Source organism: Neolewinella maritima, assembly GCF_923081025.1.
Classification (GTDB): Bacteria; Bacteroidota; Bacteroidia; order Chitinophagales; family Saprospiraceae; genus Neolewinella; species Neolewinella maritima.
On the sequence record NZ_CAKLPZ010000001.1, the window covers coordinates 235994 to 252994 of the forward strand.

The 17001-nt window shown below is 63.0% G+C and carries 13 protein-coding genes and 1 tRNA gene; 3 read left to right on the plus strand and 11 right to left on the minus strand.

Features of this window, described 5'->3' with window-relative positions; genetic code table 11:
• Nucleotides 1-12 precede the first annotated feature (12 nt).
• Together MJQ68_RS01025 and MJQ68_RS01030 are read right to left on the minus strand one after the other, a co-directional pair.
• On the minus strand, nucleotides 13-1818 hold the full coding sequence (locus tag MJQ68_RS01025) for an ABC transporter ATP-binding protein (protein ID WP_238749112.1): 1806 nt from the start codon (nucleotides 1816-1818) through the stop codon (nucleotides 13-15).
• A 17-nt stretch (nucleotides 1819-1835) separates the two neighbouring features.
• Nucleotides 1836-3665 carry a patatin-like phospholipase family protein gene (locus tag MJQ68_RS01030; RefSeq protein ID WP_238749113.1) on the minus strand — a complete coding sequence of 610 codons (1830 nt, stop codon included), beginning with the start codon at nucleotides 3663-3665 and terminating at the stop codon, nucleotides 1836-1838.
• Nucleotides 3666-3777: 112 nt separating this feature from the next.
• Here MJQ68_RS01030 and MJQ68_RS01035 point away from each other — a divergent pair, with 112 nt between their 5' ends.
• From MJQ68_RS01035 to MJQ68_RS01045, 3 genes are all read left to right on the plus strand, one after another.
• Nucleotides 3778-4446 carry a sulfotransferase family protein gene (locus tag MJQ68_RS01035; protein WP_238749114.1) on the plus strand — a complete coding sequence of 223 codons (669 nt, stop codon included), beginning with the start codon at nucleotides 3778-3780 and terminating at the stop codon, nucleotides 4444-4446.
• A gap of 87 nt (nucleotides 4447-4533) precedes the next feature.
• Entirely contained in the window at nucleotides 4534-5229 is a 696-nt protein-coding gene (gene trmB, locus MJQ68_RS01040; RefSeq protein ID WP_238749115.1) for a tRNA (guanosine(46)-N7)-methyltransferase TrmB, read from the plus strand.
• Between the two features lie 88 nt (nucleotides 5230-5317).
• Nucleotides 5318-7057 carry a tetratricopeptide repeat protein gene (locus tag MJQ68_RS01045; protein WP_238749116.1) on the plus strand — a complete coding sequence of 580 codons (1740 nt, stop codon included), beginning with the start codon at nucleotides 5318-5320 and terminating at the stop codon, nucleotides 7055-7057.
• Between the two features lie 7 nt (nucleotides 7058-7064).
• Here the strand turns inward: MJQ68_RS01045 and MJQ68_RS01050 are convergent, their stop codons facing one another.
• From MJQ68_RS01050 to MJQ68_RS01090, 9 genes are all read right to left on the minus strand, one after another.
• The gene (locus tag MJQ68_RS01050; RefSeq protein ID WP_238749117.1) at nucleotides 7065-10586 is read right to left on the minus strand and encodes a hypothetical protein; all 3522 of its coding nucleotides are present in this window, start codon (nucleotides 10584-10586) and stop codon (nucleotides 7065-7067) included.
• 54 nt (nucleotides 10587-10640) lie between these two features.
• Entirely contained in the window at nucleotides 10641-10994 is a 354-nt protein-coding gene (locus MJQ68_RS01055) for a hypothetical protein (RefSeq protein ID WP_238749118.1), read from the minus strand.
• 70 nt (nucleotides 10995-11064) lie between these two features.
• Nucleotides 11065-12210: a bifunctional histidinol-phosphatase/imidazoleglycerol-phosphate dehydratase HisB gene (gene hisB, locus MJQ68_RS01060; RefSeq protein WP_238749119.1), complete on the minus strand. Its 1146-nt coding sequence runs from the start codon at nucleotides 12208-12210 to the stop codon at nucleotides 11065-11067.
• Nucleotides 12211-12268: 58 nt separating this feature from the next.
• Complete coding sequence (hisC, locus tag MJQ68_RS01065) at nucleotides 12269-13300, minus strand: histidinol-phosphate transaminase (protein WP_238749120.1); 1032 nt, start codon at nucleotides 13298-13300, stop codon at nucleotides 12269-12271.
• Between the two features lie 131 nt (nucleotides 13301-13431).
• Nucleotides 13432-14712, minus strand: coding sequence for a histidinol dehydrogenase (gene hisD / locus MJQ68_RS01070; RefSeq protein WP_238749121.1), 1281 nt, complete (start codon nucleotides 14710-14712; stop codon nucleotides 13432-13434).
• The gene (hisG, locus tag MJQ68_RS01075; RefSeq protein ID WP_238749122.1) at nucleotides 14712-15578 is read right to left on the minus strand and encodes an ATP phosphoribosyltransferase; all 867 of its coding nucleotides are present in this window, start codon (nucleotides 15576-15578) and stop codon (nucleotides 14712-14714) included. The genes hisD and hisG overlap by 1 nt, the downstream gene beginning before the upstream one ends.
• Nucleotides 15579-15652: 74 nt before the next feature.
• Nucleotides 15653-15725, minus strand: a tRNA-Phe gene (locus MJQ68_RS01080).
• 52 nt (nucleotides 15726-15777) lie between these two features.
• Nucleotides 15778-16350 (minus strand): DinB family protein, encoded by a 573-nt coding sequence (locus MJQ68_RS01085; RefSeq protein ID WP_238749123.1) that lies wholly within the window; start codon nucleotides 16348-16350, stop codon nucleotides 15778-15780.
• Between the two features lie 51 nt (nucleotides 16351-16401).
• Nucleotides 16402-16941, minus strand: coding sequence for a Crp/Fnr family transcriptional regulator (locus tag MJQ68_RS01090; RefSeq protein ID WP_238749124.1), 540 nt, complete (start codon nucleotides 16939-16941; stop codon nucleotides 16402-16404).
• Nucleotides 16942-17001 lie beyond the last annotated feature (60 nt).

Here is a 17001-nt window from a genome sequence, read left to right on the forward strand (position 1 = left end):
ACACGACGGGCGTCAGGCCTCCACCTGCCGTTCCCACAGCATCCGGAACGCACCGCTCCGCTGCATCAGCTGATCGAGCGTGCCCTCACTCTGAATGCGACCGTCCTCCAGGTAGTATATATAGTCGAACTCCCGCAGCAGGTGCAGCCGGTGCAGGGTGCTCACGATGGTCTTGTCGGGGTAGGCGGCGAAGATGCGCTGGTACACCAGCATCTCCGACTGCGGGTCCAGGCTGCTTGTGGGTTCGTCGAGGAGCAGTAGGGTGGAGGACTCGGCGGCGAGTAGTCCCCGGGCGATGCTCAGCCGCTGCCGCTGGCCCCCACTCAGGTTGGCTCCGCCCTCGGAGAGCACCGTATCCAGGCCGTCCTCCGCCTTGCTGACCACGTCCTCCATGGCGGCCAGGTGGATGGCCCGCTCCACGTCGGCGGGCTTGCGGCTGATGCCCATGAGGAGGTTGTGCAGGATGGTATCCTCGAAGATCTCGGGCGACTGGGGGATCAGCGTAGTCTGTTCGTACAGCTGCGCGGGGGTATCCACCATCCGGTCGTCGAAGCGCAGGGCAATATGGTCCGGGGGGTAAAGGCCGCGCAGGTTGTACAGCAGGGTGGTCTTGCCGCTGCCGCTGGGACCGATGAAGGCGATCCGCCGGCCGCGACCCAGTCGCAGTTTGATATCGCTGAGTCCTCGGCTGTCCTCGTTCTCCCGGTCGTAGACGAACTGTAGGTCGCTTACGCCGACCTCCTGCCAGTCCTTGATGAGGGCCGTGCCCACCGGGAGCCGGGGCCGGGCGCGCCGCTCGTACGCTTCCGTGATGGGGTCGATGGCCGCCAGGTCGGCCCGGAGTCGGATGACGGTGTTGTACTGCCCGGTCAGGGCATTGAACATATTGGAGAACTGGTTGACGAAGCCGATCAGCGTCACCAGTCCGCCCACGAGGAAGACCTCCCCCGGCACGTAGTTCTGGTACACATAGCCGATCACGATCACTACGTACATCAGTCCGATCAGGATGCTGGTGGTGAACCACTTCTGCTCATTGAGCTGGGTGTTGCGCAGGAAGGGGGGCCACACCGCCCGGACGCGCTTATCGATCCGCTTGCTCGTCTGCCGGCCGAGCCGCAGGGTGGTGACGGTGATGATGTTGCCGAGGTGATCGGTCAGGCCCGCCAGTAGCTCGTTCTCCCGCTCGTTGGTCTCGATCGTAGCGGCGATGATGGGCCGGTCGAAGGCCAGTACGGTGAGCACGATGAGTACGCCCGTTGCACCCGCGACCCCGCCGAATACAGCCGAGAAGTACAGAATGGCGGCGATGGACAGCAGCATCCGCACCAGCGTCTGGAAGTAGGTGAAGCCGTTGTCAAAGAAATTCTTGAGCGCTTCGTAGGCCTTGCGGGTCCGGTTGATAGTATCGCCGGAGTGGTGGCGGCGGTGCCAGTCTAGCGGTAGCTGCACGACCCGGTCGTAGGTCTCCGTGAGCAGGCGGCGGCTGATGTCGTAGGCCATGCGCCGCTCCATCAGCCGGGCCGGCCACTGGAACGCCCAGTGCCCCAGGATGATGGCCAGGTAGGCCCCGCCGTATATCCAGGCCGCAGTGATCAGGTCCCCTTCTTCCTGCTGCAGGTAGTTGATGAAGTAGCCGAACACGATGGGCTGCAGCGAGATGATCAGGTTCACCAGGGTGAACATGGCGTAGATCAGCAGGTAGCGCCCCCGCATGCCCCGGGCATAATGCCAAGCGGTGGCGAGCAGCTCCTGGTAGGGATTGCCGGAAAAGTAGTCACGGACTTGCTGCACGTACTTCACGAAGGAGAAAGACAACTAGTGGACCGTAAAGGTCACCCAAAGTCGCCAAACCTACCCAGCGCGTCCACGACTTCCTGCACCAAATGGGGGTGCCTGACGGTATCGCGGCCCGGCGTATTGACCACATTGGGTGGCAGGGCCCGGCCGTACTGCTCCCGCAGCCCTTCGCGGGTATGGGCGTAGATCAGTACCGGGATGTCGCGCCAGTCGGGGTCTTGGGCGAGCAGGGCCGCGAAGTCGAGTCCGCGCAGGCTGTCGTTGCCGCTGTCCTCGCGGCGCGTGAGGTCGGAGATGATGAGGTCGATCCGTCCGCTGGGGCGGCCATCGCCCTTGTTGCGCACATCCAGTTGGCGTAGGGCCTCGTCGCTGCTGCGTACGGTATCGCTGCGGGTATGTAGCCGGTCCAGGATAGCCAGCGGCAGGGCGTAGGTGAAGGCGTCGTCGATCCAGAGGATGTTATACGGTACGTCTCGTTCCTGCATGTGTCTGATACGGGCTTCGAGCTCCTTATCGTCCCGGATGCCCAGTACCTCCAGGGTCTCGCTCAGGTCGCGCAGGTCACTGAGTTCCCACACCAGAGGCTTGATGCGGCGCAGCAGATTGGCTTTGATGCCCTGCTTATACTCCAACCAGTCGAAGCGGCGCAGGAAGCGGCTGGCCGCCTCGGCCCCCCGACGGAACAGCCGCAGCTTGTCCTGCTCCGAGATCGCGAAGTCGAGCCAGTTGAAGCCCTCCACGTCGATGTACTCCACCAGGGCCCGGTACTCGGGGTTGTTACGGATAAATTCGAAGTCGCGCAGGTTACGCATCCCCTCGGCGATGCCGCCTGCGAAGCCGGTGAGCTGGGTGATGGTCTGGGAGCTAGCGCGGTCCTCGCCCAGTTTCACCCCGATGGTCGGCCGCTGCGGAATGGTGTCCGCCCGGTGGAACACATCGATCGGGAAGTTGGACATGATGCCGCCGTCCACCAGCAGCACCTCGTCGGGCAGGGTGCCGCGGTAGCCGGCTAGCTTACGCCACTGTCGGCGCACTTCCTCCTCGCGGCCCGCCCGCCAGCCGAGCGGGATCGACTTCGGCTCGAAGAAAAAGGGGATCGACATCGAGGCCCGTACGAACTCCGCCGGGTGCCGCTCCAGGGGCTTGTCGTAGTACAGTCCGGCCATGCGCGGAAATTCCACCTTCGTCTGCGTCGTGATGTCGGCGGCCAGAATGGCGAGGCGGGGGTCGAGCTCCTGTACGCCCACCGGGTAGCGACGATCGCCGTAGTCGGATAGCTGGTATAGATTATCCGGCAGCCGGCGCAGGTTTTCCTGCAGACCGTACCAGTCGTCGTGCTGCAGCACGCTGCGCAGCCAGTCCTCGAAGTGCCTGCCCGGATTGATGCCGTAGCGGTCGAACAGCTCGGGCAGATTACCGAGCGCGGCGAAGACCTCCGGTCCTTTACTCAGGATAGAGAGGGCGCTCTGCCCCTCCCGCATCGCCTGGATCAGCAGGGTGAGCTGCTCGGCATCGTAGCCGCCGTCTACGAAGTCCATGAACTGCTTGCCCGCCACCCGCTCCAGAATGCGCAGGCTCTTGGGCTCGTCGGGGGTGCCCAGGTCGGCCATCAGCAGCGTGTTGATGGAGCCGGCGCTGGTACCTCCGAGGCTGAGGAAGCGTAGTCCCAGCTCCTCCAGTACGTAGGTGAAGCCCAGGAGCGCGATACCCAGGATGCCGCCGCCCTCCTGCACCAGGTTCACGTACTGCAGTCCGGTGGCGTCGTAGATATCGGAGTAGCGAAAGGCCGCGCCGCGGGTGGTCCGGTAGGCGCGCAGGTCCTCGACCAGGTCGAACACTTCCTCTTCGTAGGCTTGGGTGGGCATAGGGGGTAATTCTGTCCCTATATACAGCACAGCGCGCGGCTCGTTACGGGCGGGGAGCGCAGGTGCAATGAATGGCGGAACAATTTTCTATCCAGCGCTGTACCACCCACCTATGTCACTCCAAGTCATCGGCCTCGGACTGGGCCGCACCGGCACGCTTTCCCTGAAACTGGCCCTCGAGCAGCTAGGCTTCGGGAAGTGCTACCATATGGATACGCTACTGGCGCGGCCCCACGACATCCGATACTGGAAGGAGCTGGACCGCTCGGGTACTACGGACTTCAGCCGGCTATTCCATGGTTACGGAGCTGCCGTAGACTTTCCCACCATTGCCAACTACGCAGCACTGCTACGGCAGTATCCTACAGCGAAATGTATCCTCACGGTGCGTGACGAAGCGGCCTGGTACGGCAGTGCCCGTGCTACGATCCTAGACGCTGAGCCCAGCCTGGGGGGCAAGATCAGGATGTCGCTCAAGTTGCCCTTTTCGCGCCGTCAGCGCCAGCTACTGGAGGTCGCTCAGCTGGCCGGTAGCTTCTGGCAGCTCGGTACCCAGGATGAGGCGGTGCGCAGGGCCCGTGCGCTGCAACGATTTCGCGACTGGAACGCCCAAGTCAAGGCCACCATTCCCCACGATCGCCTGTTGGTGTATAACGTGCGGCAGGGCTGGGGGCCGCTGTGCGACTACCTAGGGGTGGAGGAGTCTGCTACCGCGTTTCCCCGGAGCAACACCCGCCGGGAGTTCACCCACAAGTACCACCGCCTACTGGGGGCTAGCTAGAGCAGAATAGCCTGCGGTCCTTCTGTATACCCCTGGCTAGAAGTTGGGAACCGCATACCTTTGCCGCCCGCTCCAACCTCCCCCTCCATGCCCGGCCGCAACAAGCTTCAGAAATTCGCCGAGAATCTCAGCTTTCCCAACGTCTACGAGAGCTTCGACCCCGCCCAGCCGCAGCTCACCGGGCTGGACGGTGCGCAGGTCGATCTGCGGGGACACTGGGCCGCCAAGCACTTCGGCAACGACCGGCCCATCACGCTGGAACTCGCCTGCGGCCGCGGAGAGTACACCCTGGACCTGGCCCGGCAGTACCCCGACCGCAACTTCATCGGCGTGGACGTCAAGGGTGCCCGCATCTGGAAGGGGGCCCGCACCGCGCTGGCCGAGGACCTGCCCAACGCCGCATTCCTGCGTACGCGCATCGAAGTCATCAGTGCCTTTTTCGCCCCCGGCGAGATCAGTGAGCTATGGATCACCTTCCCCGACCCCTTCCTGAAGAAGGGCAAGGAGAACCGCCGACTCACCGCCCCCCAGTTTCTACAGCAGTACCGCAAGATCCTGCAGCGGGGCGGCCCGGTCCACCTCAAAACGGACAGCCGCGAGCTCTACGAGTGGACACTGGCGGAGTTTGCCCGGCAGCCGGAAGTGGAGGTGGTGTACCACGACGAAGACATCTACAGCAAGCCCCTGCCCCTGCCCGAACTGGCCACCGAGACCTACTACGAGCGAATGCATAAGGCGCTGGGTAAAACGATTACGTACGTGCGGTTTCGGATAGCGAAGTGAATTTTCTGGGTGTTGTAACGTAATATGCCTTAACTTGAAAGACCCAAGATGCCGAGTGATGGACTGATGATGTACAACCTCCTTCACTATGAACACACGACACCTTTTCGCTACCGGTAGCTTTCTCCTGCTGTCCTTACTTCTATCCACTTCCTGCGCGGACCGTGCGACCCGCCCGCCGGCCTACTCCGCCGTGCCCGACGATCCGGTCTCCTGCGCGCCAGCCACCAATGACCAGGCCTGGTACGAAGACGACAAGAAGGCTCCGCTGTTCAAGGACCTGACGGACCTCGAATTCCCCATTACGGCCAGAAAAAAAGCCGTCAACACCTACTTCAACCAGGGTATGGTGCTGGCCTACGGCTTCAATCACGCCGAAGCCGCCCGGTCCTTTTACTACGCTACCCGCCTGGAGCCGGACTGTCCCATGGCCTATTGGGGCTACGCCTACGTGCTGGGGCCTAATTACAACGCCGGTATGGAGCCGAACAATTACCCCCGGGCCTACGCCGCGGTGCAGCAGGCACAGGAACTCGCCAAAACAAAGGGTACTCCTACGGAGAAGGCCCTGATCGGGGCGCTCGCCCAGCGCTACAGTGCCGATGCACCCGCCGACCGTAGTCACCTGGACGAGGCCTACGCCGCAGCCATGCGGGAGGTCTGGGAGCGTTTTCCCAACGACGCCGAAGTAGGTACCCTTCTGGCCGAAGCCCTCATGGACCTGCACCCCTGGGACCTCTGGGACAAGGCAGGAGAGCCCCGCCCCTGGACACCCGAAATCCTCGAGCTCCTAGACCAGGTGCTACTCCTGGACCCCGATCACCCGGGGGCCAACCACCTCTACATCCACGCCATCGAGGCTTCGCATACGCCGGAGCAGGGACTGGTCAGTGCCCGCCGGCTGGCGGGTGGACTGGTACCCGGTGCCGGTCACCTCGTACACATGCCCTCCCACATTTACATCCGCACCGGCCACTACCACGAGGGATCGCTGGCCAACCGGGAGGCCGTGAAGGTGGACAGTAACTACATCACCACCTGCCGGGCGCAGGGGGCGTATCCGCTGATCTACCATCCGCACAACTATCACTTCCTGGCCGCCACGGCTACGCTGGCGGGCCACAGCGAATGGGCCATCGACGCGGCGAAGCGAATCGCCCGACACGCGGACAACGATCTGGTGACTATCCCCGCCCTGGGTCTGCTGCAGCACTTCTACACGGTGCCCGACTACGTGCTGGTCAAGTTCGGCCACTGGGATGAGATCCTGAATGCGCTCGATGTACGCCGCGACCTGACGTACCCCAAGTTGATCCGCCACTACGCCCGCGGGATGGCCCAGCTGGGAAAGGATAACATCGCCGCTGCCCGGGAAGAACTCGCTGCCTTACAGGCTCTGCTGCCCGACCCGACGATCGATAGCTTGGTTATCGGCGTCAACTCGGCGCGCAACGTAGCCTCCATCGCCGAACGGGTACTGGCCGGAGAGATCGCAGCGCATGCCGGTGAACTGGACGAAGCCGCCGAGATCCTGGGGGAAGCCGTCGCGATAGAGGATGCACTCAACTACATGGAGCCCCCCGACTGGTTCTTCTCCGTACGCCACCACCTCGGTGCCGTACTGGTCGACGCCGGACGCTACCGCGAGGCCGTGGAGGTGTACGAACAGGACCTGCATACCTTTCCGAAGAACGGCTGGGCGCTCCACGGGCTTCAGGCTGCCTACCGCGGACTAGACGAGCAGGTGCAGGAAGCAGCCGTTTCCGAACGCATCGCCGAGGTCTGGGCCACGGCCGATGTGGAGCTGGAGGGCTCGCGGGTCAGGTAGGCACGCACTAAAACTGGGCCGTCACCTGCGCCCGTCCTACGTGCACTACGGCCGCCTCGCCGGTCTGCCGTCCGTCGTAAAGCAGGTTGAGCTGTAGGTACTCGCCGAGTTGCTGGGTCAGACTCACGTTCCAGAGCAGGTTGCGGCCCGGCTGCAGGCCCTGTAGTAGGGCGAAACCGACCGGACTGCTCGAGCTGCCGTTCTCGAGGTCGATCTCTATCCACTGCAGACCGGCATTAACGAAGTTGCGGTAGTTGCTTTCCAGTTTGAGCTCGCGGCGGAGGGTGTACTCTCCGTCGATCTCGGGGAGCACATTGTCTTCCCGGCCCACGGTGACCGTCGTGCTGAAGCGAAACTCCCCCGGCTGCCAGTTCACGCTGGGCTCCAGGCGGTTAAAGATGATCTTGTAGTCCTTCTCGTTGAAGCGCTCGGAGTCCGACTCCCGGCGCCCGGTGATGCCGGCGGCTTCGATGCTGAGCTGGTCGTTGGGGCGGTAGCGGAAGCGCAGCTCCCAGTCTTCGCGGCGGCTGCTCTCGTAGCCCGTGGTAAGTACGCGGCGGTTACGCTGCTCGCCGTTGCTGAGCTGGATGTCGTAGCGCGGATTAGCCCGGTTGAAGAACAGTCCGTGGCGGCGGCGCACGGTCAGGGCCACCAGGTTGCTGTCGGCTACGGCAAGCTGAAAGGGGTTCCAGCTCTGGATATCGTCGTCCTGCTGGGTCTTGCGGTCGATGTTGATCGCGGTGTTGAGGGCGATACGGCGCAGAAAACCGCGGATCCCCTCTGCCCCACGCCAGAGCCGGTCCGGATCCCAGTTGAAGCGCTGGTTGATGCCCACGTTGTCAGTACGGATAAATGCATTATTGAACACACTGACCCGGATGTAGTCGGCGATATCGGGAAAGGGACTGAGCTCTACCTCGTTGGGCTGGATGCGCCCATCGTTGTTGTACAGGCTATCCTGCCAGATGTACTGCCCCTGTCCCGGCCCCACGTAGAGGTACTGAAAGTCTACCCGCGGCTCCTGCCCGCTGCCGACCTGGTAGGTGGTCTGGCTGGTGAACGACCGCTTCAGCGCCTCGGCCCGCACGTCGAAGCGCCCCAGGAAAGTGCTGGAGGGGGGATCCTCGACCAGGTCCGGACTAGGTACATCCAGCGCCCGGTAGGTGAAGTTGCCGCCGAGCTGTAGGTTGCGGCCGGCCTGGTACTTGCCTTCCGCGCCCACCTCCCGGGCCGAGGTGCTCTCCCGCAGTTCGGTGGCGTCCGGTAGCCGGTCGTCGCGCTGGTTTGCGGTGAGGGTGAAGGCGTATTTTTCACTGCTCGGTGCCTCCACGCTGAGCACATACTTGTCGTACTGAAAGGACAGCGCCGAGAGCGTATCGCCGGCGAGCCCCCGCCGCACGCTCCGTTCGCCGGCGTAGGCGGCGCTCAGTTCCCACCCCCCCAGACTAGCAAACTCCTTGCTCACCCGCAGGCTGGGCCTACGGAAGCTACCCACCGTCTCCGTGTCCTCGCTGTTGAGCTGACTGTAGGCCCCGGCCGCCGCCCAACCCTCGACATCCAGCTGCAGCAGGGCTTCGTGCCGCCGACCGGTGTAGTCGGTACCGCGAACGAACTGCTCATAATCATAGTCGATCCGCCCCACCCCCCGGCGCAGCAGGCCCACGCCGCCGCCCGCCAGCTGCTCCGTAGCGGCCTCGGGCCGGATGGTACTCAGCCGGTTGCTCAGGTTCCAGTTGCGGTAAAATTCCGGTGAGCGGTAGGGATTGATAAAGGTGAAGGTCTTCTCCACGAATTCGTAGCGGCCGCGACCGGCTACCGCCCAGCCCGTCGTGTCCGGACCGAGTGGAACAGTGCGGTCCACATCCACCCGCAGGGCGTGGCCTGTGTCGTCGCCACTGTTGAGGCGGCTGAAGCGATTCAGGTCCAGCTTGCTCCGACTACCCTCGATACGCACGGCCCCTTCCCCCTTGAACCGATACTCCCCGCCGATCGCGAAGAGCTGTTGCTGTTGGGGAGCTACCAGATCGATCTCCGAAGCGAAGCGGCCCAGGGGACGGCAATCCTCATCGTAGCCCACGAAGACGTAGACCCGCTCGTTGCCCGGCCGGTCGGGGTCCAGGTCGTAGGGACCGCCGTTCACGCCGCGGTCGGTAAAGGTGGCTACGTAGCGGCCCAGCTCCGGATCATTACTCTGTACGAGGTAGGTTTGGTCTACGGCGCAATCGATCGCAGTATCGCGCAGGGCGTAGGTGGTGCGCAGTTCCTCCCGTCCCTCCAGGGTATCGATGCTGGACACGGCGATGCCCTCAGGACTGTCCCCCTCCAGACTCAGCGCCTCCCGCTGTGCGGCATTGAGTTCCAGGTCGCCGGTGGCGGTCTTGCTGTCCTGCTGGGAGTACAGGTTCAGGTAGGCGGAGAATCGCCCCCGGTCGTAGCGGCTGCTACCGGCAGTGAGGGTGCGCAGGTAGCGCTGGTCGGCGTACTCATACTCTACCGTGATACGTACGTCACGGGTGATCAGCCGGCGGGTCGTGAAGGTCAGCTCCGCCAGGTTGTAGTCAATGACATAATCCGCATCCAGGCCGCGCTGCAGCAGCTCGCCGTCCAGGAACACCCGCTCGGTGCCCGCCAGTACGATCAGGAAGCGCTGCGCACCGTTGCCGGTCAGCTTATAGGGTCCCTGATTGCCCTCTCCTGGGGTGATGTTCTGGCGGATGAACTGTCCGCGGGCTACGGCTATGCTGGCGGAGTTGGCCCAGCTACCGGCTTCCCCGGCCCCCTCTCCGGGGGAGAGGGGAGGATCCCCGCCCGCGACGGTAGTAAACGTAGCTCCCTCCAGTTTTTTGTAGTAGCGCATGAAGTAGCCCTCCGGGTTGCGCAGCTCGTAGTCGCCGGCCGTGAGCTGGGTGCGGTCCTTGCGCAGCTGGATAAAAATGCGGTCGAACTCCCGCAGCTGCTGGGTCGTCCCCTCGGGCTGTACGGGTAGATTTTCATCCGTGATGGCGGCAGCCACTTCGATGCCGTTACCGAGCTCGCCGTTCAGCTGCAGGTTGAAGGCCGAGTTCAGGACCAAGTCCTGCCGGTTGCCGAAGCTGATGGCGCGACTAAAACTGCCCCGCGTCTGCACCTTCGTGTCGTTATCGAGCAGCCCCGAGCGCACGTAGGGGTCGTAGCCGCCGATGACCAGACCGGCCTCCTCGCGCCGCAGCTGGGTGGAGTCGATGAGGCGCACCCGTTTGTCCAGCGCAAAGGGTAGGGCGCGGTAGCGCAGGTGCAACGAATCGGGCAGGTCGGCGGTGTTCCAGCGCAGGTAGCGGCCCAGTAGGGTGTAGCTGGTACGGGGGACGGGCTGCCCCGTCAGGGTGGTGATCTGCAGGCTTCCGGGGGCGACGGTGAGGGAGTCCACCAGTTGTCCGGCCGCGTTCACGGCAACGGTGCGTTCCCTCAGGTTGGACAGCTCACTTTCCTGGGCCCGGAGCGCGCCGAGCCCCAGTAAGCAGACTACCAGCCAAACAAGTTTTGGGATCACTGGAGGGTAACGATGGGAGCCGTTGCACTAGTGCCGACCCCGGTTTACGGCCGGTTAACGCTCCTCGACGAAGTAGGTAGCCACCCGCCGGTCCGCCCCGAAGCGCACGACCAGAAAGCTCACGTACTCCGGATCTACGTCGCTGCCATACTGCTCGCGGATGACGTAGTCGAATTGCCCGGCCTCCGCAATATCGGCTTCTCCCAGCAGCTCGGTCACCTCCGGCGCATACTTTCCCAGTAGAGTGTCGGATTGCAGCAGGTCCTGCACCATACTTTCCCGGCCATCTTCCAGCAGGGCCTCCCCCCGCACCCGCTTCCACTGCTCCGCATCGAAGTCCCGCTGCCGCCCACACCCCAGCAATACAGCCAGTACGGCCAGAAGAACGAACCATCGTATACCCGTCATAGCGTTATACATTTAATTTCCACTCCATCACCCCGCACCCGCGGCCCCGCCCGCTTACAGAAGTGTCGAACTACAACACCCCCTTAGTACTGGGCAGCCGCATGTTATCTACATCCCGTTGCTTGGCCATTTTGATACTCTTGGCGAAGGCCTTGAAGGTGGCTTCGATCTTGTGGTGCTCGTTGTCTCCCTCGACCTTGATGTTGAGGTTGCAGCGGGCGCCGTCGGTGAAGGATTTGAAGAAGTGGAAGAACATCTCGGTGGGCATATCGCCGATCCGTTCCCGCCGGTAGTCGCAGTCCCAGACCAGCCAGGGCCGGCCGCCGAAGTCGATACCCACGCTGGCCAGCGCGTCGTCCATGGGCAGGTACCAGCCGTAGCGCTCGATGCCCAGCTTATCGCCGAGGGCCTGAGCGAAGGCCTCCCCGAGGGCAATGGCGGTGTCTTCGATGGTATGGTGCTCGTCGATGTCGAGATCCCCCTGCACGTGCACCGTGAGATCGCAGCCAGAGTGGCGCCCCAGCTGGTCGAGCATGTGGTCGAAGAAGCCGAGTCCGGTGTCCATATCGGTCTGCCCGGTGCCATCCAGGTCGAGCGCGATGCGGATGTCGGTCTCCTTCGTCGTGCGGCGGACGGTGGCCGTGCGGTTCGCCAGGCGGAGGTGCCGGTAGATGGCCTCCCAGTCGGTGGTGCGCAGGGCGATGGTGTCCTGGAGGTCGGCGAGCTGCTGGTCGCTCAGCTCATCATTGCCTAGCTCGGGATCGGTGGCGATCCAGATGCCTTTGGCCCCGATGTTCTTGGCAAGTTGAATATCGGTGAGCCGGTCGCCGACGACGTAGCTGTTCGCCAGATCGTAGTCGCCGCTGAGGTAGTCGGTGAGCAGGCCGGTATTCGGCTTGCGGGTGGGGGCATTGCCCTTGGCGTAGGTGCGGTCGATGAGCTCCTCGGCAAATTCGATGCCCTCGGCGGCCAGGGCGCGGCGCATCAGTTCGTGGGTAGGCCAGAAGGTGGACTCGGGGTAATCGTCCGTACCCAGCCCGTCCTGATTGGTGACCATGACCAGGGTGTAGTCCAGCTCGCGGGCGATGCGGCCGAGCCAGCGGAAGACCCCGGGGTAGAAGTTAAGCTTATCGGGGCTATCTACCTGATAGTCTTCGGGCTCCAGGATGAGGGTGCCGTCGCGGTCTAGGAAGAGGATCTTTTGGGGGTTAACCACGGAGTACACGGATTAGATTCATGGATTAGACACAGATTCAGGTGGGGGGGGGAGGGCGTTAGATCTCCCGGAGCGCCTCCAGCAAGCGCGTGTTTTCCTCCGGCAGCCCCGCCGTGATGCGCAGGCAGTTGGCCGCGTTCGGCTGGTAGCTCTGGTTACGTACCACGATACCCTTACCGAGTAAATAGCGGTACACGCTGTCAGAATCCTGAAAACGAACCAGGAGGAAGTTAGTGACCGACGGGAAGATATGGTCTACGATGTCGAGTTTGCCCAACTCCCGCTCCAGGCGCTCGCGCTCCGCCTTGAGGATACCGACCCGCTCCTCCATTTGTTCGGGCTCGGACAGGGCCGCGAGGGCTACGGCCTGGGTGAGCACATTGATGTTGTAGGGCATCTTGATGGTGCGCAGCATCGTGACGATGAACTCGGAGGCGTAGGCCGCACCCAGTCGCACACCCGCCATGCCCCATCCCTTGGAGAGCGTCTGGGTGATGATGAGGTTCGGAAACTCGTCCAGGCGGGGCAGGAAGCTGGCTTCGGGAATGAAGTCGATGTAGGCCTCGTCCAGCACCACGATACCGGGGAAGCTGCGGATCAGGTCCTCGATGACCGCCGCGTCCATGAGGTTGCCACTGGGGTTATTCGGACTACACAGCCAGAGCACCTTGGACCGCTCGTCGAAGCCGGCCTTTAGGTCTGATACGGGAATAGAGAAATCGGGGAGCAAATTCATCGCCCGAAACTCCGCATTATTGATGCCTGCAGCCACCTTATACATCCCGAAGGTGGGGGGCAGGGCATGCACTGCATCCTCGCCGGGCACGCAGAAGACGCGGGTGATCTGGTCTACGATCTCGTCCGAGCCGTTGCCGATAAAGATCTTGTCGGGGTGTACGCCCCTGATTTTGCCCAACGCGTTGCGAATATCGGTCGACAGCGGCTCCGGGTAGCGGTTGTGTCCGTTGTCGAAAGGGCTCTCATTGGCGTCTAGCAGTACTTCGGCCTTTCCCTTGAACTCGGCGCGGGCGCTGGAGTAGGGGGTGAGGGTGAGGATGTTGGGCCGTACTAGGGCTTTGATGTCTTTCATGTGGTGGGGGGCTAAACACAGATTACACGGATTATAACACGGATTACTGCACAGATTCTTTGGTATATATCACACGCTAGCGACGTCGTCAATCCGTGTTAAATCAGTGCCTTAATCCGCGCCCTCCGTGTTTAAAAATCCAACAACCGAAGCCGCACAGCATCCCGGTGCGCGATCAGCTCCTCGGCCTCCGCCATCACTTCGACGGTGGGGCCCAGCAGTTGCAGCCCTTCGCGGGTCAGCTCCTGAAAGGTGATCTGCTTGACGAAGCTATCTAGACTCACGCCGCTGTACTGATTGGCGTAGCCGTAGGTCGGCAGGGTATGGTTCGTACCGCTGGCGTAGTCGCCTACGCTCTCGGGGGTATGGTAGCCGAGGAAGATGGAGCCCGCATTGCGGATCTTGCCGGCAAAGGCGCGCGCATCCGCCATGCTGAGGATGAGGTGCTCGGGGGCGTAGTGGTTGACGTAGCCCGCCGCATCGTCCCAGTCGGGGAAGACCAGGGCCATGCTGTTGTCCAGGCTCTGACTCGCCAGAGCTTTGCGGGGGAGCTGCTGCAGTTGCGCCTGTACCTGTAGCCACACGTCCTTTGCTTTTTCTTCGCTGTCGGTGACCAGTACGACCTGGCTGTCGTGGCCGTGCTCTGCCTGGCTCAGCAGATCGGCGGCGACGTGGCTTGACCGGGCACCTGCGTCCGCGCACACCAGGACTTCCGAGGGACCGGCGGGCATATCGATGGCTAGGCCCTGCAACTGGGCTAGCTGCTTGGCGACCGTCACGTAGGCATTACCGGGGCCGAAGAGCTTGTACACCTTGGGGACCGTCGCGGTGCCGTAGGTCATGGCCGCGATAGCCTGGGAGCCACCGAGGCGGAAGATCTTGGTCACGCCGCAGAGCTGGGCGGTGTAGAGGATGGCGGGGTGGATGTTGCCTTCCTTATCGGGTGGGGAGCAGAGAACGACCTCGCGGCAGCCGGCGATCTGTGCGGGAACGGCCAGCATCAGCACGGTGCTGAACAGCGGAGCCGTGCCGCCGGGAATGTACAGGCCCACCTTGTCGATGGCCCGGGCTTCGCGCCAGCAGCGGACGCCGGGCATGGTCTCGACCTCCCGTACGGAAGTCTGCTGGGCGCGGTGGAAGGTCTCCACATTGCGCTTGGCGGTCTGTATGGCCTGCTTGAGCTGTTCGGGCACCTGGTCGGCGGCTGCCTGTACGGCCTCGGCTCCGACGGCAAAGTCGTCCAGCTCCACGCCGTCGAAGCGGGCGGTGTAGTCGCGCAGGGCGGCGTCGCCTTCCTGCTGTACCCGCTGCATGACGGCGCGCACGGTGGCTTCCAGCTTGCTCAGGTCCTGGGCGGGGCGGCGGGTGAGGGCGTCCCACTCGCCCGGGTTGGGGGCAACGAAGGTTTTCATCAGACGATCATTTTGGCGATGGGTACGATCAGGATACCCTCGGCTCCGGCGGCGCGCAGGCGGTCGATGATGTCCCAAAAGCGGTCTTCGGCGATCACTGAGTGGACGCTCGACCAGCCGGCTTCGGCCAGCGGCAGCACGGTGGGGGAACGCATGCCGGGCAGTAGCGCAATGACCTCCTGGATACTGGCCTCGGGCACGTTCATCAGTACGTACTTCTGGTTGCGGGCGGCGAGTACCGACTTAATCCGGAACACCAGCTGGTCGAGGATCGCGCGGCGGCCGGCATCGATCTTGGGGCTGGCGGCGATGACGGCCTGTGACTTCAGGATCACGTCCTGCTCCTCCAGTCCGTTCTTGAACAGCGTACTGCCGGTGCTGACCAGGTCGCAGATGGCATCGGCCAGACCGATATTCGGAGCGATCTCTACCGAGCCGCTGATCTCGTGGATGTCTGCTTCGATGCCCTGCTTACTCAGAAAGGCGCGCAGACTGTTGGGGTAGCTGGTGGCGATGCGCTGTCCGTGCAGGCTGCGGATGCCGCCGTAGGCCATGCCGCGGGGGGTGGCCAGGCTCAGGCGGCACTTGGAGAAGCCTAGCTTGAGGACCACCTCGTGGTCCTTCTCTTTTTCGATCAGGGTGTTTTCGCCGATGATACCGATGTCGGCCACGCCGTCCTGGATGTACTGAGGGATATCGCTGTTGCGCAGGTAGAGTACCTCGGCGTTGAAGTTGCGGGCCGGGGCCTTGAGCTGATCGCGGCCGTTGTCGATCTTGATGCCGCATTCCTTGAGCAGCTCGATGGACTCGTCCAGCAGACGGCCGGATTTCTGAACGGCGATGCGGAGGGGTGGGGTGGTGGACATGGGCGTGGGCATAAAATGCAAAGAGGTCCGTCGGGGTTTTCCGACAGACCTCTCAGCAGGCTCCTTTCAGGAAGTGGTGTGGGGCGGAATCGAACCGCCGACACATGGATTTTCAGTCCATTGCTCTACCAACTGAGCTACCGCACCGGGTGGGCCGCAAAGGTAGTTAAAAGCCAGTCGATCTTGCAAGCTCCCCGGTCTATTTTTCGCTCGTCCGTATTCCCGCCTCCCCCCGGGTGGCCCGTTCGGCCTGCTCGATGTGGCGCCAGTCGTGGTTGACCAGCAGGCGGAGCACATCACCCAGGCGCAACTTGATCCAAGATACCTCAATGGTCGCCACCTTCACCCGCGTCAGGTCTTGGCTGCGTGCCCGCTCGATCAGCGCGAGCAGACGGGCGGAATACTCCCTACACTCCTCCAGTGTTCCCGGCCTGATCGCCTTCCGCTTGAAGTTCACGCTTTTCGGTGCCCATAGCTTGATTGTTTTAGCACCGGGCCGTGCCCAGTTCGCCACCACTTTACCTACTAAGCCGGGACGAAACGTGTTTGCGGAGCCATAATCTTGCTGTTCCAGTGCCCGGTCCACCTGCCGCTGGTAGGCCCGGTCGAACGAATTGATGTGTGACAGGGCTTCCAGGGCCGTCCAGGCTTCCGGGCGGGGCCGCAGGTGCAACGCCTCCTGGGGCAGTGTGTCCAGATGGTCCAGCACTGCCACGTTCTCCGTTACCCGTTGCCGTAGTCGATCTAGGAAGTCGTTCGAATCGTACGTCATAGTGCAAAACTAGTCTGGCCCCGCCGCCCCAATCTTGACCCAACGCAACAATTACGCCTCTTTCTTCAGCCGGGAAAGCGTCTCCGGCGTCATCCGCAGGTAGTTGGCGATGTACTTGGCAGGCACCTCCTGGAACAGCCGTGGACTCCGATCCAGTACCCGTCGGTACCGCTCCTCGGGGGAGGGGGTGAGCAGATCAATCTCGCGCTCCAGAAAGCTCAGGATCAGTCCGCCCTTCGCCTCCTCCCAGATCTGACTGCGCCCCGCACACTGTGCCAGGAAGTCCTGTAATGCCCCGAAACTCGCCACTGCTACCTCGCAGCGGCGCAGGGCGTAGATGCCGTAGGCGGTGGGCTGATTCGTGATGTAGGAGTCCAGCGACATCACGTAGTCACCGGCGTAGCCGAAGCGGCAGCATTGTTCGGTGCCGGCTACCTCCAGGGTGCTGACCAGGGTGCCGAGGTCTACCCGGTACAGGTTTCTATCCGTGATACCGGGCAGGGTGAGGGGGGCACCGCGGGGGAGGGTGATGCTGCGTTGCCAGATGCTGGTGTGGTCTAGTAGGTCGTGTAGTGTTTGTAGGGGGGTCATGGCGTGGGGGTGGTCGCTACTAAAGTAGCTCTCGCTGCCGGAGGCAGCCTCGTCCTTCGC